Annotated in this window: 21 protein-coding genes; 10 read left to right on the forward strand and 11 right to left on the reverse strand. The window is 60.1% G+C overall.

Translation table 11 applies throughout. The features are described 5' to 3' along the window. Positions 1–104: 104 nt before the first annotated feature. Both AC0Z4S_RS03130 and AC0Z4S_RS03135 read right to left on the reverse strand, forming a co-directional pair. Positions 105–1,292: an MFS transporter gene (locus tag AC0Z4S_RS03130; protein WP_485621995.1), complete on the reverse strand. Its 1,188-nt coding sequence runs from the start codon at positions 1,290–1,292 to the stop codon at positions 105–107. A gap of 304 nt (positions 1,293–1,596) precedes the next feature. Then, a complete protein-coding gene (locus AC0Z4S_RS03135; RefSeq protein WP_016774693.1) occupies positions 1,597–3,183 on the reverse strand; it encodes an ABC-F family ATPase in 1,587 nt (528 codons plus the stop codon). A gap of 374 nt (positions 3,184–3,557) precedes the next feature. Between AC0Z4S_RS03135 and AC0Z4S_RS03140 the strand changes: the two genes are divergently transcribed. The 4 genes from AC0Z4S_RS03140 to AC0Z4S_RS03155 all read left to right on the forward strand — a co-directional run bounded on the left by AC0Z4S_RS03140 (position 3,558) and on the right by AC0Z4S_RS03155 (position 8,166). Continuing rightward, entirely contained in the window at positions 3,558–4,784 is a 1,227-nt protein-coding gene (locus AC0Z4S_RS03140) for a zinc-dependent alcohol dehydrogenase (protein WP_329514423.1), read from the forward strand. A gap of 15 nt (positions 4,785–4,799) precedes the next feature. Beyond that, complete coding sequence (locus AC0Z4S_RS03145; protein WP_212616307.1) at positions 4,800–5,729, forward strand: ZIP family metal transporter; 930 nt, start codon at positions 4,800–4,802, stop codon at positions 5,727–5,729. 110 nt (positions 5,730–5,839) lie between these two features. After that, the gene (locus tag AC0Z4S_RS03150) at positions 5,840–7,207 is read left to right on the forward strand and encodes an iron-containing redox enzyme family protein (protein WP_485621996.1); all 1,368 of its coding nucleotides are present in this window, start codon (positions 5,840–5,842) and stop codon (positions 7,205–7,207) included. Positions 7,208–7,221: 14 nt separating this feature from the next. Beyond that, entirely contained in the window at positions 7,222–8,166 is a 945-nt protein-coding gene (locus AC0Z4S_RS03155) for a methyltransferase (RefSeq protein ID WP_485621997.1), read from the forward strand. A gap of 33 nt (positions 8,167–8,199) precedes the next feature. On the opposite strand, the gene AC0Z4S_RS03160 is transcribed toward AC0Z4S_RS03155, so the two are convergent. Continuing rightward, on the reverse strand, positions 8,200–8,634 hold the full coding sequence (locus AC0Z4S_RS03160) for a short chain dehydrogenase (RefSeq protein WP_253501742.1): 435 nt from the start codon (positions 8,632–8,634) through the stop codon (positions 8,200–8,202). A 311-nt stretch (positions 8,635–8,945) separates the two neighbouring features. Between AC0Z4S_RS03160 and lpxO the strand changes: the two genes are divergently transcribed. Further along, a complete protein-coding gene (lpxO, locus tag AC0Z4S_RS03165) occupies positions 8,946–9,845 on the forward strand; it encodes a lipid A hydroxylase LpxO (RefSeq protein WP_485621998.1) in 900 nt (299 codons plus the stop codon). Between the two features lie 158 nt (positions 9,846–10,003). Here lpxO and ku read toward each other — a convergent pair whose 3' ends face one another. Then, positions 10,004–10,870 carry a non-homologous end joining protein Ku gene (gene ku / locus AC0Z4S_RS03170; RefSeq protein WP_471877875.1) on the reverse strand — a complete coding sequence of 289 codons (867 nt, stop codon included), beginning with the start codon at positions 10,868–10,870 and terminating at the stop codon, positions 10,004–10,006. Positions 10,871–11,060: 190 nt separating this feature from the next. On the opposite strand from ku, the gene AC0Z4S_RS03175 reads away from it, so the two are divergent. The 4 genes from AC0Z4S_RS03175 (at position 11,061) to nudC (ending at position 14,467) form a co-directional block, all read left to right on the forward strand. Continuing rightward, complete coding sequence (locus tag AC0Z4S_RS03175; protein ID WP_485621999.1) at positions 11,061–11,381, forward strand: hypothetical protein; 321 nt, start codon at positions 11,061–11,063, stop codon at positions 11,379–11,381. 52 nt (positions 11,382–11,433) lie between these two features. Next, the gene (locus AC0Z4S_RS03180; protein WP_485622000.1) at positions 11,434–12,588 is read left to right on the forward strand and encodes a PQQ-dependent sugar dehydrogenase; all 1,155 of its coding nucleotides are present in this window, start codon (positions 11,434–11,436) and stop codon (positions 12,586–12,588) included. Positions 12,589–12,816: 228 nt separating this feature from the next. Further along, positions 12,817–13,629 (forward strand): crotonase/enoyl-CoA hydratase family protein, encoded by an 813-nt coding sequence (locus tag AC0Z4S_RS03185; protein WP_471877872.1) that lies wholly within the window; start codon positions 12,817–12,819, stop codon positions 13,627–13,629. 7 nt (positions 13,630–13,636) lie between these two features. Continuing rightward, entirely contained in the window at positions 13,637–14,467 is an 831-nt protein-coding gene (nudC, locus tag AC0Z4S_RS03190) for an NAD(+) diphosphatase (protein WP_485622001.1), read from the forward strand. Here nudC and AC0Z4S_RS03195 read toward each other — a convergent pair. From AC0Z4S_RS03195 to AC0Z4S_RS03205, 3 genes are all read right to left on the reverse strand, one after another. After that, positions 14,435–15,214, reverse strand: coding sequence for a TSUP family transporter (locus tag AC0Z4S_RS03195; protein WP_133337817.1), 780 nt, complete (start codon positions 15,212–15,214; stop codon positions 14,435–14,437). The genes nudC and AC0Z4S_RS03195 overlap by 33 nt on opposite strands. A 265-nt stretch (positions 15,215–15,479) precedes the next feature. Next, the gene (locus AC0Z4S_RS03200; RefSeq protein ID WP_485622002.1) at positions 15,480–15,959 is read right to left on the reverse strand and encodes a nuclear transport factor 2 family protein; all 480 of its coding nucleotides are present in this window, start codon (positions 15,957–15,959) and stop codon (positions 15,480–15,482) included. A 54-nt stretch (positions 15,960–16,013) separates the two neighbouring features. Next, positions 16,014–16,577 (reverse strand): TetR/AcrR family transcriptional regulator, encoded by a 564-nt coding sequence (locus tag AC0Z4S_RS03205; protein ID WP_485622003.1) that lies wholly within the window; start codon positions 16,575–16,577, stop codon positions 16,014–16,016. 180 nt (positions 16,578–16,757) lie between these two features. Here AC0Z4S_RS03205 and pssA point away from each other — a divergent pair, with 180 nt between their 5' ends. Next, a complete protein-coding gene (gene pssA / locus AC0Z4S_RS03210) occupies positions 16,758–18,101 on the forward strand; it encodes a CDP-diacylglycerol--serine O-phosphatidyltransferase (RefSeq protein WP_485622004.1) in 1,344 nt (447 codons plus the stop codon). A 108-nt stretch (positions 18,102–18,209) separates the two neighbouring features. On the opposite strand, the gene efeO (AC0Z4S_RS03215) is transcribed toward pssA, so the two are convergent. The 4 genes from efeO (AC0Z4S_RS03215) to efeU are packed head-to-tail and all read right to left on the reverse strand — an operon-like array spanning position 18,210 to position 22,407. Beyond that, positions 18,210–19,034: an iron uptake system protein EfeO gene (gene efeO / locus AC0Z4S_RS03215; protein ID WP_083352772.1), complete on the reverse strand. Its 825-nt coding sequence runs from the start codon at positions 19,032–19,034 to the stop codon at positions 18,210–18,212. Between the two features lie 26 nt (positions 19,035–19,060). Further along, positions 19,061–20,359 (reverse strand): iron uptake transporter deferrochelatase/peroxidase subunit, encoded by a 1,299-nt coding sequence (efeB, locus tag AC0Z4S_RS03220; protein WP_485622005.1) that lies wholly within the window; start codon positions 20,357–20,359, stop codon positions 19,061–19,063. 15 nt (positions 20,360–20,374) lie between these two features. Next, positions 20,375–21,559, reverse strand: a complete 1,185-nt coding sequence (gene efeO / locus AC0Z4S_RS03225; protein ID WP_485622006.1) for an iron uptake system protein EfeO — start codon at positions 21,557–21,559, stop codon at positions 20,375–20,377. 8 nt (positions 21,560–21,567) lie between these two features. Further along, positions 21,568–22,407, reverse strand: a complete 840-nt coding sequence (gene efeU, locus AC0Z4S_RS03230; protein ID WP_485622007.1) for an iron uptake transporter permease EfeU — start codon at positions 22,405–22,407, stop codon at positions 21,568–21,570. Positions 22,408–22,534 lie beyond the last annotated feature (127 nt).

Here is a 22,534-nt window from a genome sequence, read left to right on the forward strand (position 1 = left end):
GACGAGTGCAACGAGGCTGCGATCTTTTGATCTTGATCTTGAAAGCAAAATCAACAGATCGCAGCCTCGTTTCACTCGTCAGCTCCTACAAGGGATGGGTGGTTTCAGGAGGTCGTGCGGCGCTTGAGGACCAGGGTCAGGCCCAACCCGGTCACCGACAACAGCGCCGCGCTAAAGAAAATCCACGAATACCCCAGATTCAACGCCACCGCGCCCATCAGTGGCCCGGCGATCGCCAAGGCCAGATCGAAGAACACCGCATAAGCCCCCAGTCCTGAGCCGCGACTGGAGCTCGGCACTTGCTTGATCGCTTCAACGCCCAGCGCTGGATACACCAGCGACAGCCCAAACCCTGCCAGCCCGGCGCCAATCAGCGCGTACGCGGTGGACGGCGCCAGCCACAACATTACCAGCCCCACGGTTTCAACCGTCATGCAGGCGATGGCCGAGGCGAACCCGCCAAACCGGGCGATCGCCGAGATAAACAGCAGCCGCGACAGAATGAAACACACGCCAAACACGGTCAGGCAATAGGCCGCGCCGGTCCAGCCGCGGTTGAGGTAATACAACGTGATGAAGGTGGTCAGCGTGCCGTAGCCGATCGACGCGAGGGTCAGGCTGGTGCCGTACGGCGCGATCTTGCCGAACACGGCCCAGAACGACAGACGCTCACCACGAATCACCGGCACCGAAGGCTTGTTGCGGATCAACCACAACGCACCCGCGGCCAACGCCGACAGTGCGATACCCAGGCTGACAAAGCCATATTCAGCAACCATCACCACGCCCAGCGGAGCGCCAATGGCAATCGCACCATAGGAAGCGATGCCGTTCCAGCCGATGGATTTGGCCGTGTGCTCGACACCGACCTGGCCCATGCACCAACTGATGGTGCCGACACCGATCAAGCCTTGAGCGATACCCAGCAGCAGGCGCCCGGCGATCAGGATCAACAGGCTGGTCAGCGGAAAGCTCTGCAGCAAGGTCGACAGCAACGTCAGCGCGCCACTGAGGACAATCCCCCACAAGCCATAAATGATCGCCCGCTTGGTGCCGAGCGTGTCCGACATGCGCCCGGCCATTGGCCGGCTCAGCAGCGTGGCCAGATACTGCGAACCGATCACCAGGCCGGCGATGATCGCGCTGAAACCCAGTTGCTCGTGGACATAACCGGGCAACACCGCGATCGGCAACCCGATGCAGAGAAAGGCGATGAAGGTATAGAACACGATGGAGACGATCTGCAGGGTGATCGCCAGGGAGCTTTGCGGTGGCAGTGGCTGCGCAGACATGAGCACTCGTTCGCGGGCGGCGGTGGGAGAGTTGCCGACATCATGGCGCGGGGCTGGGATAAAAGAAAGCAGGCTAACGATCAAAACATCGCAGCCTTCGGCAGCTCCTACAGGGATTGATGGCGTTGCTCACGGCCCCTTCGCGAGCAGGCTCGCTCCCACATTTGAAATGCATTCCCCTGTGGGAGCGAGCTTGCTCGCGAATATCTGCGCAACAACAATTCCCAAACGCCGAATGCAAAAAGCCCCGTCACATGGACAGGGCTTCTATCTTGCAGCTTGTAGCTAGAAACTCGCAGCTGCTTTAAAACACTACGCCTTGGCTACGCAGGTAGTCGTCGTAAGTGCCGCTGAAGTCGGTCACGCCGTTCGGGCTCAGCTCGATGATGCGGGTGGCCAGGGACGATACGAACTCACGGTCGTGGCTGACGAAGATCAGCGTGCCCGGGTAGTTTTCCAGCGCCAGGTTCAGCGCCTCGATCGACTCCATGTCCAGGTGGTTGGTCGGTTCGTCCATGATCAGCACGTTCGGCTTTTGCAGGATCAGCTTGCCGAACAGCATGCGACCTTGCTCACCACCGGAGATGACCTTGACCGACTTGAGGATCTCGTCGTTGGAGAACAGCATGCGGCCCAGGGTGCCACGAATCATCTGCTCGCCCTGGGTCCACTGACCCATCCAGTCGAACAGCGTGACGTCGTCTTCAAAATCGTGAGCGTGATCCTGAGCGTAGTAGCCCAGTTCAGCGGCGTCGGTCCATTTCACGCTACCGGCGTCCGGGGTCAGTTCGTTGACCAGGGTGCGCAGCAGGGTGGTCTTGCCGATACCGTTCGGACCGATGATCGCAACGCGCTCGCCGGCTTCAACCTGGAAGCTGAAGTCCTTGAACAGTGGCTTGCCATCGAAACCCTTGGCCATTTTCTCGACCATGACCGCCTGACGGTGCAGCTTCTTGTTCTGTTCGAAACGAATGAACGGGCTGACACGGCTCGAAGGCTTGACCTCGGCCAGCTGGATCTTGTCGATCGCTTTGGCGCGGGAGGTGGCCTGCTTGGCTTTCGAGGCGTTGGCCGAGAAGCGGCTGACGAACGATTGCAGTTCGGAAATCTGCGCTTTCTTCTTGGCGTTGTCCGACAGCAGTTGCTCGCGGGACTGGGTCGCCACGGTCATGTACTCGTCATAGTTGCCCGGGAACAGACGCAGCTCGCCGTAATCCAGGTCAGCCATGTGCGTGCACACGCTGTTCAGGAAGTGACGGTCGTGGGAGATGATGATCATCAGGCTGTTGCGCTGGGTCAGGATGTTTTCCAACCAGCGAATAGTGTTGATGTCCAGGTGGTTGGTCGGTTCGTCGAGCAACAGCACTTCCGGATCGGAGAACAGTGCCTGCGCCAGCAACACGCGCAGTTTCCAGCCTGGCGAAACTTCGCTCATCGGGCCGAAATGCTGTTCCAGCGGAATGCCCAGACCCAGCAACAATTCGCCGGCACGGGATTCGGCGGTGTAGCCGTCCATCTCGGCGAACTCGGTTTCCAGCTCGGCGACGGCCATGCCGTCTTCTTCGGACATTTCAGCCAGCGAGTAGATGCGATCGCGCTCGGCCTTGACCTTCCACAGCTCTTCGTGACCCATGATCACGGTGTCGATCACGGTGAATTCTTCGTAGGCGAACTGATCCTGGCGCAGCTTACCCAGACGCACGTTCGGCTCGAGCATGACCTGGCCACCGGACGGATCGAGATCGCCGCCGAGGATTTTCATGAAGGTCGACTTGCCGCAACCGTTGGCACCGATCAGGCCGTAGCGATTGCCTGCGCCGAATTTGACCGAAACGTTTTCGAACAGCGGCTTGGCGCCAAACTGCATCGTGATGTTAGCTGTGGAGATCAATTACCTTACCTATCAATGGGTTAGAGCTGGCCTGTGGTGCCTGGTACAAACTTGAGTACCAATCTGGAGCTTTTCCAGCTCCCCCCAGTCTGTGCTTGAGTTGAGCCAACGCGCATAAGCCGTCCGCAACTGGGGCCTTCGAAGGCAAGCTGCTGAGCGACGAGTACGGGGTTCTTGTTGGACATTGGCGCGCATTGTCGCATAACTCAGACGGCAGTTATATGGCAGGCAAACCGGGATCTGCGTCGGCTCGTCAGGCGGACGCGGAATATCCGCTGATCAAAATCTCGAAAACCCGAATGAACTCACGCGGCCATTTGCTCTTCGGAAAGTGGAGCAGCAGCCATTTCGTTCAATCGAGTGAGGACCAAGCCATGCGAGCAATGACCTATCACGGCGCTCATGATGTGCGCGTCGAAACCGTACCGGACCCGAAACTTGAAGCCGCCGACGACATCATCCTGCGCGTCACCGCCACCGCCATCTGCGGGTCGGATCTGCACCTGTACCGAGGCAAGATACCCACCGTCGAACACGGCGATATCTTCGGCCACGAGTTCATGGGTATCGTCGAAGAAACCGGTTCTGCCGTCACGGCCGTGCAGCGCGGCGATCGTGTAGTAATTCCGTTCGTGATCGCCTGTGGCGATTGCTTCTTCTGCCAGCAGGAGCTTTACGCCGCTTGCGAGACGACCAACGAGGGCCCTGGCGCGGCGCTGAACAAGAAAATGATTCCACCACCGGCAGCGCTGTTCGGCTATAGCCGTCTGTATGGCGGGATTCCCGGCGGCCAGGCGGAACTGGTGCGCGTACCGAAAGCCAATACCGGGCCGTTCAAGGTGCCGGGCACGCTATCGGATGAAAAAGTGCTGTTTCTCTCCGACATCCTGCCGACCGCCTGGCAAGCAGTGATCAATGCCGGCGTCGTCCAGGGTTCGAGTCTGGCGATCTACGGTGCCGGACCGGTCGGTCTGCTCACCGCCGCCTGCGCCAGAATGCTTGGTGCGGAGCAGATCTTCATGGTCGATCACCACCAGTACCGCCTCGATTATGCCCAGCGCACCTATGGCGTGATTCCGATCAACTTCGATGAGGACGACGACCCGGCCGACACCATCATCAGTCAGACTGCGGGCCATCGCGGCGTGGATGCGGTGGTCGATGCCGTGGGCCTTGAAGCCAAGGGCAGCACCACCGAAACCGTCATGGCTACACTCAAGCTCGAAGGCAGCAGTGGCAAGGCCTTGCGCCAGTGCATCGCCGCCGTACGGCGTGGCGGTGTGGTCAGTGTTCCGGGCGTTTATGCCGGGTTCATCCATGGCTTCATGTTCGGCGATGCCTTCGACAAGGGCCTGACCTTCAAAATGGGCCAGACTCACGTGCAGCGCTTTCTGCCCGAGCTGCTCGGCTACATCGAAACCGGCAAGTTGCAGCCCGAAGCGATCATCACCCACAGGCTGTCGCTGGAACAGGCGGCCGAGGGCTACAAGATCTTCAATAAGAAACAGGAAGAATGCCGCAAGGTGATTCTGACCCCGGGTGGCAGCGATGTTCCGCTGGCGCAGCTGGATGAAACCACGCCGTTCGCACCGGCCACCTGAACCTGAGGAATTTACATGGCGCTACCGTCATCTTCGTTCGCTGCCCCCGTACGCGCCTGGTTCGTAAGCCTGTCGCGTACGGGCTGGGGAGGACGCATTTTCTGGCTGACGCTGGTCGGTGTCACCGTGTTGCTGCTGATCAGCGGCTACACCGGTCTGGTCAGCACAGGCCGCGATACCTTGCGCCTCGCCAGCCTTGGCGGGCTGTCGGGTTTTGCCGCTACGGCAGTCGGTGCATTGCTGGCATTGGCGTTGCGCGCGATTACCTCGCGAACCCAAGACACCATGCTGGGATTCGCGGCGGGGATGATGTTGGCGGCCAGTTCCTTTTCACTGATCCTGCCGGGGATCGCGGCGGCGAAGGAGGCGGTGAGCAGTCCCATGCTCGCCGCAGCCGTCGTGGTTGCCGGCATGGCTTTGGGCGTTGCATTGATGGTCGGCCTCGACCGCTTCGTCCCGCACGAACATGAAAAGAGCGGGCGGCGCGGCCCTGAGGCGAAGCGCTTCAATCGGGTCTGGTTGTTTGTTCTGGCGATCACTTTGCACAACTTGCCCGAAGGCATGGCGATCGGCGTCAGCTTCGCCACCGGCGACATGAAAATCGGCCTGCCACTGACCACCGCCATCGCCATTCAGGACATTCCCGAAGGTCTGGCCGTGGCTTTGGCGTTGCGGGTGACCGGCATTTCCGCAGTGCGCGCAGCGTTGATTGCCGCCGCTTCGGGATTGATGGAGCCGTTAGGCGCGATCATCGGTTTGGGCATCACTAATAGTTTCGCCTTGGGTTTTCCCGTCGCGATGGGCCTGGCGGCGGGCGCGATGATTTTCGTGGTTTCCCACGAAGTGATTCCCGAAACGCACCGCAACGGCCATGAAACCCCTGCCACGCTTGGCTTGATGCTTGGGTTCGGCGTGATGATGTTTCTCGATACGGCTTTGGGTTAGCCAATCGACGCGCGCCACTGAGCGCATCGCTTCGCACAAAAAAGGAATTTTTTTCAGCGCCAATCACTCTTTCGTTTACAGGCAATGCCAATAACGCAGGGGAATGAGTCATGTCGCTGATCGAAATCCCGACCAGGAAGTCTTCGGGTAAAACATCCAGGCCGGCGGATACCGAGCGCCGGCTCTACGACCGATTGTTGGCAGAAGACTCCACGGCCGATCGCGCGGCGCTGGACTTTCTGCGTCGACAATTGAACACGGCGGCCGCACTGCCTGACGACTTGCCGGGCAGCGCTGAAGAGTTGCTGCAATGGTCGGAAACCCGTTGCGCCAAAGTCGCTGGCGAATATGCGGATTACCTGGAACAACGTCAGCAGGGCGCGCCACGCCGCTATTTCCGCAACAAATCCCACGCGTTGTATTTCATCTTGCATGTGGCACCGACCAAAGAGGTCGATGGCGCCTGGCTGGCCGGGCTGCTGCCGCAGTGGCAGGATCCGCGTTTCGACGATTTGCTCGACACCTACCTGGAAGAACTGGGCGAAGGCGTGCCACGGCAGAACCATGTGGTGATCTATCGCAAGCTCCTTGCCGAGCATGATTGCTCGGATCTGAGCGGCCTTGCCGACGAGTATTTCTTGCAGGGCGCGGTGCAACTGGCGCTGGGGCGCTTCGGCGCGCAGTTTCTGCCGGAAGTCATCGGCTTCAACCTCGGCTACGAACAACTGCCGCTGCATTTGTTGATCACTGCCTATGAGCTGGCGGAGCTGGGCATCGACCCGCATTATTTCCGCCTGCATGTGACCATCGACAACGCCAGCACCGGTCATGCGCGCAAGGCTGTGCAATCGATGCTCGAGCTGATGCCGCTGGGTGAAGAGCGCGATGAGTTCTACCGGCGCATGGCGATCGGTTATCGCCTCAACGACGTCGGCAAGGGCACCACCGCGGTGATCAAGGAATTTGATTTGCAGCACGAAGTCGTCGCCATGCTTGAGCGCAAAGCGGTATTCGGCCGGCACATGCATTCCGATTACTGCCGCATCGAGAACCGCACCATCAACCAATGGTTGGCCACGCCGGGGCAGATGGGCGAATTCCTCGCCGCGTTGGAGCGCAAGAGCTGGATCAAGCGCGGTGAGGCGGTTGAAGAGAGTCGCTTCTGGCGCCTGATCGATGGCAGCGATGCGGCCATGTTCGGGGTGTTCAATGGCTATGAAAAACAGCTCATGCGCGACTGGATCACTGAGGATTGCCCGGCTTCACGGCCTCGGCCTTACGTGCGCCGCGAAGCCGCCGTCGAGGAAACCTTTGACGATGACGCTGATCTGCTCAACCTCGAAGCCGCGCTGGCTGACAAGCCTTCCGCCGAGCAAATGGAAATTCTGCTGCCGTGGTTGCAACCCCAGCGACACTGGCGTCCGGCCGGACTTTTCGCGACGCGTCGCTTCATGCAACTGCGCGCCCGCTTGCGTTGAAACAAGGAGCTTTCATGTCGGCACAAGAAACATCGGACAGAGCGCTGTTCGAGTTGGGCAAGCGCCTGCTCGACAGCGGTTATCACTTCATCACCCCAACGCCATTGACCCACGAACGCTTTGTGCAGCGCTTTGCCACACCTTTGGCCAAGGATTTGCGCGACGTGTTCGGTTGGTCGATGCCGTTTCCTGCCGAGCTGTTCAGCGCAGACGAACTGGCCAGCCTGGAGCAGGCTGGCATAGTCGAACGCGATGGCGCCGTATGGCGCAGCCAGGTGCGCTGGTCGACGCTGAATGACCGGTTATTCGCTCACTCTGCGTTTCCGACGACGGCGAGCGACGCAGTGTTCTTCGGTCCGGATACCTACCGCTTCGCCCAGGCCATCGAAGCGCAGTTACAGCAACGCTTCTCGCCGATAAGACGTGCGGTGGATATCGGCTGCGGCAGTGGCGCCGGGGCGGTGCTTATCGCCAAGGCGCGGCCGGATGCCGAGGTGTGGGCCGTGGACATCAACCCGCAGGCGTTGCGCATGAGTGCGGTCAACGCCGAGCTGGCCGGGGCCAGCAATGTGTCGGTGTATCACAGCGATCTGCTCGCCAGCGTCGAAGGGCAGTTCGATCTGATCATCGCCAACCCCCCATACATGAACGACCAGCAACAGCGCGCCTATCGTCACGGCGGCGGGGCACTGGGCGAGGGCTTGTCGGTGCGTATCGTGCGCGAGGCGTTGCCGCGTCTGGAAGTCGGCGGCACGTTGCTGGTGTATACCGGCGTCGCGATTGTTGCCGGCAAGGATCCGTTCCGCGAGGCGGTTGCGCCGCTGCTCAAGGGCGAGCGTTTCGGCTGGACCTATCGCGAGCTCGATCCGGATGTGTTCAGCGAGGAATTGCTCAAGCCTGAATATGAGCGCGCCGAGCGAATCGCGGTGGTCGCGCTGACGGTAACCCGCGAGCAGTGACCGACGATTGGGCCACTGCTCGTGCCGGTGGCCTTATCGATTTCTGATGCGCGAGAGTGTCAGCAGGCAAACCCCAACCAGCATCGCAGCCCCGGCCACCAGCAGTGGCGAAGGGCGAATTGGCTGCCGCGAAATTCGCTCGACCCGCCCGGCGAGGGATGCGCGCACCGGCGCAGCAGCTTCCGCCAGATAGGGCGTTTCTTCGATTTCCAGGCGTAAGCCGTCCGCCATTACCAACGTCAGCCCCTCAATCGTGCCGGCAATCCGGTCCGGATACACCGGCTCACCGGTCGGGTCGAGCTGGTCGTAATAGAAAGTCTGCCCTTCAAGCCAGCCGACGGCGGTCTGCAGTTCAGGTCCCAGGTAATACTTTCCATCGAGAAAAAAGCCAGAGAATTGCGGTGCGCGCTCGACGCTCTCAATGCGATAGCGCTGACCTGGTTTCATACCGGTTTCTGGGGCGATCATGGGGGTTCCTCCATTATTGGTAAGCGATAGAGGAGCGCATGTGAAGCGTGGTTCCATCGAAATGAGCAGCGGGCGCTTCGCCTGCTTTGGCAATCGCGCAGGCATTACACAAAAGTAGTGCAAGACAGTTTTTCACAGTTGAGGGTTCACTATCGGTTACAAAGTGTGGCTAAAATGCCACCCTTTCACCGAGCGCCCGGAAACGGCGCGGGCCAAGGACGCGCCCTGTGCATCAAGACCGCTGCATAAGACGCTGGGCCCAAGGCCGCCACGCGCGCAGTTCGTTCACTTTTGACGTGTGACCCTTTTCCGTGAAACTCATCATTGCCGCTGTTTATGTCATCTCCATTGCTTACGTTCACCTGCGTGGACGCGTGCGCCACAAGCTGGGGCGGCAATTGAGTGACCACTCGACGTTTCTCGCGCCGATCAACTGCTTCCTGTACCTCTTTTCGAAGATGCCGAACAAGCCGTATCTGAACCCGGCGGATTTTCCCGATCTGAGCCCGTTGCAGGCCCATTGGCAAGAGATTCGCGAGGAAGGCCAGAACCTGCTGCGTGCCGGCGAAATCAAGCGTTCGAACCAGTATGACGATGTCGGCTTCAACTCCTTCTTCAAGACTGGCTGGAAGCGCTTTTATCTGAAGTGGTACGGCGACAGTCATCCGTCGGCAATGAAGCTGTGCCCGCGCACCACCGAGCTGGTGCAGAGCATCGGCTCGATCAAGGCGGCGATGTTTGCCGAGTTGCCGCCGGGCTCGAAGCTGGTGCGCCATCGCGACCCTTACGCCGGTTCCTATCGCTATCACCTGGGCCTGGATACGCCGAACGACCCTGGCTGCTACATCAACGTCGATGGCGAGAACTATCACTGGCGCGATGGCGAAGCGGTGATGTTCGACGAGACGTTTATTCATTACGCGGAAAACACCACTGAGCAGAACCGGATCATTCTGTTCTGCGATATCGAGCGGCCGCTGAAATACCGCTGGGCGGCGGCGTTCAATCGCTGGTTCAGTCGCACGGTGATGTCGGCGGCGGGCGCGCCGAATGATGCTGGGGACAAGACCGGTGGCATCAACCGTTTGTTTACCAAAATCTACAAGATCCGTTTGCGCGGCAAAGAGCTGAAGAAGCGCAACCGCACCCGGTATTACCTGGAGAAGTGGGCGATTTTTGCGGCGCTGTTGGCGATCTTTATTCTGATCTGAAGATTTGCGGTGTCAGTACCGGCCTCTTCGCGAGCAGGCTCGCTCCCACATTTGATTTGGGTGAATGCTAATATTTCATCCAACCTAAACCCTCTGTGGGAGCGAGCCTGCTCGCGAAGGGGCCTTCAGCTGCAAATCATTTAGATCTGATTCAACACTTACTCCCCAGACGCCTTCCGAGTCTTCTTCGCCGGCGCCGCCTTGCTGGTTGATTTGGCCTTGGGCTTGGCCGGTGCCTTGCCGCCGAGGCTGCGTTTGAGCAGCTCGGTCAGGTCGATAACATCGGCCGTCTTGCGCTCTTCCTCGCCAGTGGCGGTCTCGACATCCTCGATCTTGCCTTCGTGGGCCTTCTTCTCAACCAGGGCCATGATCTTGTCTTCGAATTCGTCCTTGTAATCCTCCGGCGTCCACTCCGCGGTCATGTCTTCAACCAGACGTTTAGCCATGTCCAGCTCGCCCTTGGCCAGTTGCGGCTTGGTCACTTCACTGCCCAGCGCCAATTCATCGAGGCTGCGTACTTCCTGCGGCCAGCGCAGCTTCACCAGAACCAGCGCCGACTCCAGCGGCATCAGCGCCGCCAGGTATTGGCGGGTGTGCAGGACGACGCGGGCGAGGGCGACCTTGTTGGTTTTGCTCAAGGTTTCGCGCAGCAACGCGTACACCTTGCCGCCGCGTTTGTCCGGCGCCAGGTAGTAGGGCGTGTCGATGTTCTGCAGCGGGATCTGTTCGGCGTCGACGAAAGAGAAAATGTCGATGGTCTGCGTGGAGACCGGGTGCGCCGAGCGGATTTCTTCCTCGCTGAGCACCACGTAGCGGCCTTTTTCGTAAGCCACGCCTTTGACGATATTTTCTTTGGTGACTTCCTTGCCGGTGACCTTGTTGATGCGTTTGTAGCCCACCGGGTCCATGCTGCGGCTGTCGAGCCAGTCGAAGTCCACGCCTTGGGACGACGTCGCTGAAACCAGCGCCACGGGGATGTGTACCAGTCCAAAACTGATTGCGCCTTTCCAGATTGCCCGAGCCATGACCTGTCCTCCGAGTGATGATCAGGTGACCCGTGGCGCGGCGAGAAAGTTTCCAATGATTGCGGGGGCTTCCGGCGACACGGTCAAGCCGTGTTACATGTTGTTTAAGGGGCGAGGGTTAACAAATCCGAACCCACGGCGTAGCGTGGGCTCCAAGGCTCTAGTCCATGCACATCGAGAGGCATTTCTCATGAACCGGTTTCTGATTGGCATCGCCGTCCTGACCCTCAGTGGCGGTCTGGTTCATGCCGACATCGTGCTGGCACAAAGCCCGACCGGCAATGGCAACAATCCCTACAACAGTCCGATCCGCCGGGCCAATCCCAACAGCATGCAGGGCACCCAGCCCAGCGCGCCGCCCCTTCGCGGGCCGAACACCGTTCCCGTGCCACGTCAGCCGACCGTGGAAAATCGCGGCATCGGCAATGGTCAACCGATTCGCTCGGTGCCGAGCAATCCGCCGACCTTCATTCCCAACCCGCCCTCACGGGGCACCGGCAGCAACCGTTGAACGGCAGTACTAAAGTTCTGTCAGCCCTTCAATCGAACAAAAGGAATCGTGCATGTTGCGTAAAACCCTTCTAGCCACTTGCTGCGCCGCCGCGCTGATCAGCGCCCCGGCATTCGCCGCCGCGCCCAAAGAGCTGAAAAGCGAACAGGGCATTCTTGAAGTCACCACCATCGCCCAAGGCCTGGAACATCCGTGGGCGCTGGCGTTCCTGCCTGATCAGAAAGGCATGCTGGTCACCGAGCGGCCGGGCCGTCTGCGCGTCGTGAGCAAGGACGGCAAGTTGTCGGAGCCGATCAGCGGCGTGCCACAAGTCTGGGCCAAAGGGCAGGGCGGTTTGCTCGATGTAGTGCTGTCACCGGACTTCAAGCAGGACCGTATGGTTTACCTTTCGTATGCCGAGGGCGGTGGCGTGGGTGGCAAGGCTGGCACAGCGGTAGGGCGCGGACGACTTTCCGAGGACCTGAAGACGCTTAAGGACTTCAACGTAATCTTCCGTCAGGAACCGAAACTTTCGGTGAGCAACCATTTTGGGTCGCGGCTGGTTTTCGATCGTGACGGGTATCTGTTCATCACGCTCGGCGAAAACAACGATCGGCCGACAGCGCAGGATCTCGACAAGCTGCAAGGTAAAGTCGTGCGCATCTACCCCGACGGTAAAGTGCCGGACGATAACCCTTTCGTTGGCCAATCTGGCGTTCGGCCGGAAATCTGGTCCTACGGTCTGCGCAATCCGCAGGGCGCGGCGCTCAATCCGTGGACCGGCACGTTGTGGGAGAACGAACACGGGCCCCGTGGCGGCGATGAAGTGAACATCATCGAGCGCGGTAAAAACTACGGCTGGCCGTTGGCAACCCACGGTATCAATTACTCGATGCAGCCGATTCCGGAGGCGCAGGGTAAAACTGCCGAAGGCACTGTGGCACCGCATCACGTCTGGGAGAAGTCACCGGGTGTCACTGGCATGGCGTTTTACGATGCCGATCGCTTCAAGCCTTGGCAGCACAACGCATTCATCGGCGCGCTGGTGTCCCAGGAACTGATTCGCCTGCAGTTCGATGGCGACAAGGTCGTGCATGAAGAGCGTCTGCTGGGTGAGTTGAATCAACGCATCCGTGATGTGCGGCAGGGACCGGATGGCTATTTGTATGTGCTGACGGATGACGAGAATGGCTCGTTGTACAAAATCGGTCTGAAACCCTCAATCTGACGCGCACTCCGTGTAGGAGCTGCCGAAGGCTGCGATCTTTTGATCTTGACTGTTCCCACGCTCTGCGTGGGAATGCAGCCCGGGACGCTCTGCGTCCCAAAAGATCGCAGCCTTCGGCAGCTCCTACAGAATCAGTGCGCCAGGCAGTCCCGCATTTGGCCGAACCGCCACCCCATTGCCTTGTTATAGTTCGGGCCTTATTTTCCAGCCCGGTAAAGGACCACTGCCATGACTCAATACTCCGCCTTCAGCGTCGAACTGGCCGATAACATCGCCCATGTGCAGATCAATCGCCCGGAAAAGATCAATGCGATGAACGCTGCGTTCTGGAGTGAGATTGTCGAGATCTTTCAATGGATCGACGACACCGACGAAGTCCGCGTGGTGGTTCTCAGCGGAAATGGCAAACATTTTTCCTCCGGCATCGACCTGATGATGCTCGCCGGCGTCGCCAATGAACTGGGCAAGGATGTGGGCCGCAATGCACGCCTGTTGCGGCGCAAGATCCTCAACCTGCAGGCTTCGTTCAACGCCGTCGACAATTGCCGCAAACCGGTGCTTGCCGCCATTCAGGGCTATTGCCTGGGCGGGGCCATCGATCTGATCGCAGCGTGTGACATGCGCTACGCCGCCGAGGACGCGCAGTTCTCGATCAAGGAAATCGATATCGGCATGGCCGCCGACGTCGGCACGTTGCAACGGTTGCCGCGAATCATCGGAGACGGCATGCTGCGCGAACTGGCTTACACCGGTCGTACCTTCGGTGCCGAAGAAGCGCGCAGCATGGGCCTGGTCAATCGCGTCTACAGCGACAAGGACACGTTGCTCGAAGGCGTGTTCGACATTGCCCGTGACATCGCTGCCAAGTCGCCGATTGCCGTGACCGGCACCAAGGAAATGATCAGCTACATGCGCGACCATCGCATCGACGACGGTCTCGAATACGTTGCCACCTGGAACGCCGCCATGTTGCAATCCACCGATCTGCGCGTGGCCATGGCCGCCCATATGAGCAAACAGAAACCCGAATTTCTGGATTGAGTTAACCATGATCTCTCGCTGGACCACTGCAGTACTCGACACCGATCAACCCGGCGGCTGGGCCGTGGCGCGTAGCCCGGAAGGCTTTCTGTGCGATGACAACGGCGCACTGTTCCCGCGCGAATGGCTCAAGCGCCAGGACCTTGCGGTTCTTGCCGAGCACGGCATTGGTCATCTCGATGGCGAACCGGTCTATCTGCTGGAGTTGCGCAGTGTCAGCGAAGTGCCCGGTTGCGGCTGGAAAGGCTTGCGCGCGTTCATGCTGGAGGGTGATCACACGCTGTACAAGGTGCTCGGTTATGCCGCGCAGATTGGCACTTGGGCGCGCGAGCATCGCTTCTGCGGTAACTGCGGCCAGCCGATGACGCAGGTGCCGCGCGAGCGCGCGATGTATTGCCAGCCGTGCGATCTGCGCAGTTATCCGCGAATCTCACCGAGCATGATCGTGCTGATCACCCGTGGCGACGAGATCCTGCTGGCGCGCTCGCCGCGCTTCGTCACCGGGGTTTACAGCACCTTGGCCGGTTTCGCGGAGCCGGGGGAATCGGCCGAGGATTGTCTGATTCGCGAAGTGCGCGAAGAAGTGCAGATCGAGGTGAAGAACATCCAGTACATCGGCAGCCAGTGCTGGCCGTTCCCGCATTCGATGATGCTCGGCTTCCATGCCGAATACGCCGGTGGCGAGATTGTCTGTCAGGAAGACGAGATCGAAGACGCGCAGTGGTTCAACGTGCATGAACTGCCGCCGCTGCCGGCGTCGCGTTCGATTGCCCGGTACCTGATCGATGTCTACGTGGCGCGGCGCTTAGGCCACGCTGAACCAGTGCTGCCAGGCTAGGCGCACGGTCAGGCCAAGCACGACGGTGATGAACACCGGACGAATGAACTTGGCGCCGCCGCTGATCGCGGTGCGCGCGCCGAAGAAAGCCCCAACCATCACCGACAGGCCCATGCACAGGCCGATGATCCAGTCGACCTGGCCGGAAAAGATGAACACCGACAACGCTGCGATGTTGCTGACAAAGTTCATGCTCCGCGCCACGCCGCTGGCCTTGACCAGATCGATCGGGTACAGCAGCAGACTGCTCACTGTCCAGAACGCGCCCGTGCCGGGTCCGGCCACGCCATCGTAGAAGCCGAGGCTGAAGCCCTGGGTCGATTGCCATTTCTTTTTGATCGGCGCGTCGCTGTCCAGCGGCGCCTTCGGCGTCCCGCCAAACAGTAGATACAAACCGCAAGCGAAAACGATCACCGGCAGCATCTTGTTCAGCCATTCGGCGGGCAAGTAATGTGCGACCACCGCACCCGTGAGCGCGCCGACCAGAGTGCCGACGATCGCGTGGGTCCATTGTCGCGGATGAAACAGTTTGCGTCTGTAGAAGGTGAAACTGGCGGTTGCCGAACCAAAGGTCGAACTCAGCTTGTTGGTGCCCAGCACCAGATGCGGCGGCAGGCCTGCCGTCAGCAGCGCCGGCGTGGTCAACAGACCGCCACCACCAGCAATGGCATCGATGAAACCGGCAAGGAAGGCAACGGCAGCCAGAATGGCCAGGGTGGTGAGGTCAACGCTGAGTTCGAAAGGCATGGAGTCGGCTTATTCGGCAAGGCGCAGGACGTGAGCTGCGGGGAGGGCGGTTATGTTACCTGTATCGAACTGATGCGGCGAGCCGCAGGGCCTATTCGCGAGCAGGCTCGCTCCCACAAGGTCCCATGCTTAACATTATTCTGAGGTGAGCCGGCCAACTTGTGGGAGCGAGCTTGCTCGCGAAAGCGATATCACAGTGACATTTGTATCGACTGAAGAAGCGCCTTCGCGAGCAAGCTCGCTCCCACATGGGAACCCATTGACATTAGAGACCGAGGTCAGACAGCCCCGGATGGTCATCCGGCCGGCGGCCCAGCGGCCAGTGGAATTTGCGTTCGCTTTCCTTGATCGGCATGTCATTGATGCAGGCATAACGCTGGAACATCAGGCCGTTGTCATCGAACTCCCAGTTCTCGTTGCCGTACGAGCGGAACCAGTTGCCCGAATCATCGTGCCATTCATAGGCATAACGCACGGCGATACGGGTGTCGGAGTAGGCCCACAGTTCTTTGATCAAGCGATAATCCAGTTCTTTCGCCCATTTGCGCGTGAGGAAGGCCTTGGCTTCTTCGCGGTTGTTGGCGAACTCGGCGCGGTTGCGCCATTTGGTATCGAGGGTGTAGGCGAGCGAGACCTTTTCCGGATCGCGGGTGTTCCAGCCATCTTCAGCGAGGCGCACTTTTTCGATGGCCGATTCACGATTGAACGGTGGCAATGGCGGACGTACCTGGGCTGCAGCAGACATATTCAATCTCCTGATTCATTTGATGAACTAACAACGGGTCAGGCTTATTTAGAGTTACAGGCCCAATAACTTACGCGCCATGCATTGCGCATTATCGGCGGCACTGTGATCACCCATCACAAGCGCTACGGTAATGGCGCCTTCAATCAGAATCAGCAACTGTCTGGCCAGTAGTTGCGGATCCTCGGCGCCATATTCGGTACACAGCTCGCACACGTAGTCGAGCAGCTTCTGTTTGTGTTCTTTGGCCACCAGCCGCACCGGGTCCTGGGGATCGCCGGTTTCGCCGCTGGTGTTGATAAAGGCGCAGCCGCGAAAGCCTTCCGAGCCGAACCAGCCCTTGAGCACGGTAAACAGGTTGAGCAGGCGATCAGCCGGGGTTTCAGCCTGCTCGACAGCGCCTCTGTACCAGTGCATCCAGCGGATATCGCGTCGTTGCAGGGCTGCGACGACCAGCGCGTCCTTGTCGGCAAAGTAGCGGTAAATGCTTTTTCTGGAGACGCCGGCGGTCTTCACCAGAAGATCCATGCTGGTGGCAGCGATGCCACTTTTGTAGATCAACTTTTCGGTGACATCCAGAATGATGTCGCGTGTGTCATTGCTGATTGGTTCGTTCATGCGACGAACAGTAGAACGGATGTTCTCCTTGGTCAAGCGGATATGTATTGCGTCTGTGAAATCGCTTTCGCGAGCAGGCTCGCTCCCACAGGGGACTGCATTTCAACCGACACTGAGAAGACCCGGCGCAGACGATGGTGTAAGCTCTCAAACTCTTCGGAATCGAACCTTGCGAGCCTTATGCCGTTGCTTTTCAAACGTTCTCTGCTGCCCAAACTGCGCAGCTTCGCGCTGACCGCCGAGGCGGTGAGCATTCTGTCCAGTGCTGCCGAATTCCGACGCTGCCTGCTCGAGCAAATCGCCGCAGCGACCCAGCGCATCTACATCGTCGCGCTGTATCTGCAGCAGGATGAAGCCGGTCAGGAAATCCTCGATGCCCTGCACGCTGCCAAACTCAAGCGTCCCGAGCTGGAAATTGCCGTGGTGGTTGACTGGTTGCGCGCCCAGCGCGGTCTGATCGGCGCGGGCAAGCAGCCCGGCAACGCCGCCTGGTATCAGGACATGACCCGCGCGCATCAAAGCGAAGTGCCGATCTACGGCGTGCCGGTGCAGACCCGCGAGCTGTTCGGCGTGCTGCACCTCAAAGGCTTCGTCATCGACGACAATGTGGTCTACAGCGGCGCCAGCCTGAACAACGTTTACCTGCACAAACTCGACAAATATCGCTTCGACCGTTACCACGTGCTGCACAGTCGTGAGTTGGCGGATTCGATGCATCACCTGGTCAAGCATGGCCTGATCGAATCGAAAGCCGTGCATCGCCTCGACCTGCCGAACCTGCCGAGCACGCGCAGCCTGCGCAACGACATCGGTGACCTGCGCAGCCGCCTCAAATACGCGACCTACGACACCAGCGCCGGTAGCACCAGCAGAGAAGGGCTGTCGGTCACGCCGCTGCTCGGCGTCGGCAAGAACAACCCGCTGAACCGGGCGATCCTCGAACTGATCGCCAGCGCGCAAAAGCAGCTGACCATCTGCACGCCGTACTTCAACCTGCCACTGGGCGTGATCCGCGAGATCAACCGTGCGCTGGCTCGTGGCGTGAAGATCGATATCGTGGTCGGTGACAAGACCGCCAACGATTTCTACATTCCGCCGAGCGAGCCGTTCAAGGTGATCGCCGCGCTGCCGTATCTGTACGAGATCAGCCTGCGCCGCTTCGCCAAACGCCATCAGCACAGCATCGACAGCGGCCAGCTGAACCTGCACCTGTGGCGCGACGGCGACAACACTTATCACCTCAAGGGCATGTGGATCGATCAGCGCTACACCTTGCTGACCGGCAACAACCTCAACCCGCGGGCGTTCCGTCTGGATCTGGAAAACGCGCTGCTGATCGACGACCCGCAAGGCGAATGGCTGGAGCCACGGGCGAAAGAGCTGGAGAACATCTTCCGCCATACCACGCGGATCGACAGCTTCCAGACCCTGGAGACACTGCCGGATTACCCGGCGGGGGTGGCGAAGTTTCTCAAGCGGGTGAGTCGGGTGAGGATTGAGCGGTTGCTGTACCGGATTCTTTGATCGTTAAAAGCAGAAGATCGCAGCCTTCGGCAGCTCCTACAGGGTGTACGCCGCCCAATGTAGGAGCTGCCGAAGGCTGCGATCTTTGCTCCTGACAAATCAAATCTGTCAGTTCAGACCCAGCTTCCCGCGCATCATCGACAAATCCTCCGCCAGCGTATTCACCGGCCCGACCAGCGCTTTGCGGTCGTTGTCCTTCACTTTGTCATAGGTTTCAAAGCCGCCATCCGCGGTCTTGTACTTGGCGAGAATCTTGTCGACCGTGGCGAAGTTCTTGTCGACTTTCGCTACAAATGCCTTGTCCTGCTGTTCGACCTGCGAACGGAACAGATCGACGATTTTCTTCGCCCCGTCGATGTTGCCCTGGAAGTCGTACAGGTCGGTGTGGCTGTAGCGGTCTTCCTCGCCGGAAATCTTTGTCGCCGCGACTTCTTCCAACAGCGCAGCAGCGCCGCCGACGACTTTCTCGGGCGGGAAGGTCAGGCCGGCGACACGGGTTTGCAGGTCTTGCACGTCCTTGTTCAAACCGTCGGCCAGTGCATCCAGACCCTGGGTGGATTTCTCCGCGAACAGCGAATATTCAATCCGGTGGAAGCCAGTGAAATCTTCAGCTTTCACGCCTTTCTCGTGGTCGTCGACCCGTGAGTCGATGGACGCATCGAGATCACTGAACAGCTCGGCAATCGGCTCGATCGACTCGTAATAAACCCGCGTCGGCGCGTAGAGCTTCTGCGCGGTGGCCAGATCGCCTTTCTTCACCGCGTCGGTGAACTGCTGAGTGTGGCTGGCCAGCTCATCGAGCTTCTCGGTGACGTAAATCTTGTAGTCCGACACCGGCCCCACCAGATCCAGCGGCGCGGTCGCGGCGAACGCCGACAGCGGGGTATTGAGCAAACCAAGGGTCAGTAATAACGCGAGTGGCGTCTTTTTCATGGGGCGGCTCCAGTGTCGGTTGGGTGTCATGCGGTTTTGTTGTGGGAGGTGGCAGCCAGTAACGAGCGGCCGATGAAATCGTCATCGCCGGTTACGCCGGGCAGGGTGAAGAAATAACCGCCGCCGACCGGTTTGAGGTATTCCTCAAGCGGTTCGCCGTTGAGGCGGGTCTGCACGGTGATAAAGCCTTGTTCCAGATCGGCCTGGTAGCAGATGAACAGCAGGCCCATGTCGAGCTGACCATTCTTGTTGACACCGTTGGAATAGTTGAAGGGCCGACGCAGGATCAGATTGGCCTGGGTCGCGGCGGTGCGCGGGTTGGCCAGACGAATGTGCGCATCGAGCTTGGTCAGCTTGCCGGCCGGGTCCTGGCTGTAATCCGGCACTTGGCTTTCGCTGTGTCCACCCATGGGCGCGCCGCTGCTCTTGACCCGGCCGAGAATGCTTTCCTGCTCCTGCAAGGGCGTGCGATCCCAGCGCTCGACGAAGTTGCGGATGATCCGTACCGCTTGATAACTGCCATGGGCAGCCCAGGCCGGCTCGTCACTGCCCGGTTGCACCCAGACAATCCGCTCCATGGCCTTGGCGTCGTTGGAATCGGGGTTGGCCGAACCGTCGCGAAAGCCGAGAAAGTTGCGCGCCGACTGTGCCGGTGCACCGGGTTTGGCCGGCGCTTGCGGCGGTACGCTGCCTTCCTGCTTCCAGCGCACCAGCAGCAGGTCGGGCAGGTTCTTTACGATGTCGCGCAGGGCATGAATGTTGGTATCAGCGGTGTTGGCGCAGAACTGCAGGCTCAAGTCGCCATGGCAGCAATCCGCATCCAGCGCGTCATTAGGGAAACCGACCATGCGTTGCAGACGCTTGGGCTTTGCCGCCGCGAGACCGAAGCGCTCGTCGAACAGCGAGTCCCCCACGGAAACAGTGATGGTCAGGTTGTCCGGGGTGACCACCGGGCCGAGGATACCGGAGTCCGGCGGCGGCAGTTTCGGATCGATCTGCGCGACCGGGCCGCCCTTCATCAAAAACGCGATGCGTTCGTTGAGAGTGCGGAACAGTCGCTCGAGATCTTCGCGATCGGTCGCCAGCACATCGAACGCCACCAGCATGCCCGAGGCCGGGCGCGGGGTGACGATGCCAGTCTGGTGCACGCCGTGGAAATCGTGACGGTCTTCGGTCTTGTCGCTGCTCGGTGCTTCGGTGACTTGTGCCGGTGCGGCGGCCATGGCCGGGCAGCTCAGGGCCGATCCGGCGAGGGCAACACCGGCGGCGCCCATGCCCATCAGCACGCGGCGCCGTTGCAGGTTGAGAGGTTCTGAATCGTTCATCGGGTGGTCTTCTGCTTACAGGCCGGAAAGGCCGAGGGCGGGGTCGATGCCATCCAGCGCGGTGGCCAGGGCCTTGGCTTTGGCGGCGATCTGCTGGCGTTGTGCGGCGGTTACGGCGTCGTAGCTGACATAGCCGTCGGCCGATTTGAACGCGTCGAGCTGGCTGTCGAAGTCGCCCAGCGCCTGGTCGACTTTCGCCAATACGTCTGCGGCGGATTTGCTCAGCATCGGCCGCAACAGGTCGACGACTTTGTGCGCGGTTTGCCCGTTGGCGGCAAAACCGTTGAGATCGCTGTGGCTGTAGCGTTCTTCTTCGCCGCTGCCAGCGCGCACGTCGGCGAGGCTGTTGAGGTTGCGCACGACGATGCTCACCAATTGCTCCGGCGGCAGCGACTGCGCGAGCAACTGCTGCTTGAGCATTGTGACGTCGGCGACCAGCCGCTGGCTGATCGGCGCGAGTTCATCAAGATTGCGCTGCTGGAACAGGGCATATTCGAGGCGGTGAAAGCCGACAAACGCCGGATCCTGCTCGCGCTTCTCGAAATAATCGGCGCGGGCGTTGATGTGATTATCCAGCTCGGCCAGACGCTGCGCCGCCGGCGCCAGACGTTGATAAGCAGCACGCGCCGGCAGGTACAGCGCTCGCGCCTGATCCAGATCGCCGCTGGCGATCGCCTGATCAAGTGCTGTCACCGCTTTGATCAAGGCACTGCCCTGAACGGCCAGATACACGCGAAATTCCGACAGCGGCCCGACGAAAGCCACCATCGACGGCTTGGCCTTGGCGGCGGCATCGGAAGCGGCCGTCGGCGTCACGTGCAAAGTGCCGCGCGGGTTGCTGAGCAAGCCGCAGGTGATCGCGTAGTCGCCCGGTTGCAGGTTGGCGTTGATCACCTGGCTCAGGCCTGGCGCGATGTTTTCCCGTTCTTCGACCACCAGCACGCCGTCGAGAATTTCCCACTCGACCGCACGCTCGGAGCGGTTGACGATGCGGAAACTGGCGCGGCCGGCCGGCACGGTCAGCGCATTCGGCTCGCAGCTGTGCGGATGGATGTTGACGACGATTTCGTCGTGGTTGTGCTGACGCTTGGTGGCAGCCATGTTCGAGGCGTACCAGAACAGGCCGCCGGCGGCGATCATCAGCAGAACCGAGCCGGTCAGCGCCCAACGCAAGGCCGGAGGGGTTTGAATATCAGACATGGATGCCCTTATTGGCTGGAAATGGAAGTCGTTGACGGCGCCTGGCGGGGCGCGGGCATGAAGAACATCACCAGCGCCAGCAGCAGATAGATCAGGTAAGCGCCGAGGGTGCTGACGGTCGGCGCATCCTGATAACCGAACATGCCGGCCAGCACCGAGCCCAGCGGGCCGTCCATCGGCAGCGTCGCGCTGAAGTCGAAGAGCACGGTCTGCAGGTGATTCCACAGCCCGGCTTCATGCAGCGCCTGCACCGAGTTGGCGAGGATCCCGGCGGCGACCACGAGGATGAACAAACCGGTCCATTTGAAGAACGCCGAAAGATTGAGGCGCATGCTGCCGCTGTAGATAAGGAAACCGACGATCACCGCCAGAATCAGGCCGAGCAGGGCGCCGATCGGCGCGCCCGGGCCTTCGCTCTGCTGGAACACGGCAAGCAGGAAAAACACCGTTTCCAGGCCTTCGCGAGCGACAGCGAAAAAGACCATGGCGATCAGCGCAATCACCTGATGCCTGGAGGCCGCCAGCGCCTCATCCAGTGAGGCCTGCAGCGAATGCTTGATCGACCGCGCGACCTTGCGCATCCAGAACACCATCGAACTGAGAATGCCCACCGCGACCAGACCGACGATGCCCTCGAACAGTTCCTGCTGCTTTTGCGGGAACTCGGCACTGACCAATTCCAGGCCACCGCCGACCAGCAGGGCGAGGGCGGCCGCGAGGAAGATGCCGATCCATACGGCGGGCATCCACTGGCCGCGGCCGGTCTGCTGCAAGTAACTGGCAATGATGCCGACGATAAGCGCGGCCTCGATGCCTTCGCGCAACATGATCAAAAAGGGAACGAGCATTCGGCAGCCACAACGATTTAGATAGGTGGCTAAGTTGTAACATAATGACACTCATTCCCAAATGGCATTCATTGACATTTAGCTGAACCTCAGCTGAACAACTGTGATTCCCGTGGGAGCGAGCCTG

The organism is Pseudomonas sp. 1L-B-1-E-C1, assembly GCF_057291835.1.

What these genes read in the sequence shown, in the direction of transcription:
- AC0Z4S_RS03130 (WP_485621995.1), bottom strand. Translation starts at nt 1,292, where the DNA reads ATGTCTGCGCAGCCACTGCCACCGCAAAGCTCCCTGGCGATCACCCTG.
- AC0Z4S_RS03140 (WP_329514423.1), top strand. Translation starts at nt 3,558, where the DNA reads ATGCGAGCAATGACCTATCACGGCGCTCATGATGTGCGCGTCGAAACC.
- AC0Z4S_RS03145 (WP_212616307.1), top strand. Translation starts at nt 4,800, where the DNA reads ATGGCGCTACCGTCATCTTCGTTCGCTGCCCCCGTACGCGCCTGGTTC.
- AC0Z4S_RS03150 (WP_485621996.1), top strand. Translation starts at nt 5,840, where the DNA reads ATGTCGCTGATCGAAATCCCGACCAGGAAGTCTTCGGGTAAAACATCC.
- AC0Z4S_RS03155 (WP_485621997.1), top strand. Translation starts at nt 7,222, where the DNA reads ATGTCGGCACAAGAAACATCGGACAGAGCGCTGTTCGAGTTGGGCAAG.
- AC0Z4S_RS03160 (WP_253501742.1), bottom strand. Translation starts at nt 8,634, where the DNA reads ATGATCGCCCCAGAAACCGGTATGAAACCAGGTCAGCGCTATCGCATT.
- ku (WP_471877875.1), bottom strand. Translation starts at nt 10,870, where the DNA reads ATGGCTCGGGCAATCTGGAAAGGCGCAATCAGTTTTGGACTGGTACAC.
- AC0Z4S_RS03175 (WP_485621999.1), top strand. Translation starts at nt 11,061, where the DNA reads ATGAACCGGTTTCTGATTGGCATCGCCGTCCTGACCCTCAGTGGCGGT.
- AC0Z4S_RS03180 (WP_485622000.1), top strand. Translation starts at nt 11,434, where the DNA reads ATGTTGCGTAAAACCCTTCTAGCCACTTGCTGCGCCGCCGCGCTGATC.
- AC0Z4S_RS03185 (WP_471877872.1), top strand. Translation starts at nt 12,817, where the DNA reads ATGACTCAATACTCCGCCTTCAGCGTCGAACTGGCCGATAACATCGCC.
- nudC (WP_485622001.1), top strand. Translation starts at nt 13,637, where the DNA reads ATGATCTCTCGCTGGACCACTGCAGTACTCGACACCGATCAACCCGGC.
- AC0Z4S_RS03195 (WP_133337817.1), bottom strand. Translation starts at nt 15,214, where the DNA reads ATGCCTTTCGAACTCAGCGTTGACCTCACCACCCTGGCCATTCTGGCT.
- AC0Z4S_RS03200 (WP_485622002.1), bottom strand. Translation starts at nt 15,959, where the DNA reads ATGTCTGCTGCAGCCCAGGTACGTCCGCCATTGCCACCGTTCAATCGT.
- AC0Z4S_RS03205 (WP_485622003.1), bottom strand. Translation starts at nt 16,577, where the DNA reads ATGAACGAACCAATCAGCAATGACACACGCGACATCATTCTGGATGTC.
- pssA (WP_485622004.1), top strand. Translation starts at nt 16,758, where the DNA reads ATGCCGTTGCTTTTCAAACGTTCTCTGCTGCCCAAACTGCGCAGCTTC.
- efeO (WP_083352772.1), bottom strand. Translation starts at nt 19,034, where the DNA reads ATGAAAAAGACGCCACTCGCGTTATTACTGACCCTTGGTTTGCTCAAT.
- efeB (WP_485622005.1), bottom strand. Translation starts at nt 20,359, where the DNA reads ATGAACGATTCAGAACCTCTCAACCTGCAACGGCGCCGCGTGCTGATG.
- efeO (WP_485622006.1), bottom strand. Translation starts at nt 21,559, where the DNA reads ATGTCTGATATTCAAACCCCTCCGGCCTTGCGTTGGGCGCTGACCGGC.
- efeU (WP_485622007.1), bottom strand. Translation starts at nt 22,407, where the DNA reads ATGCTCGTTCCCTTTTTGATCATGTTGCGCGAAGGCATCGAGGCCGCG.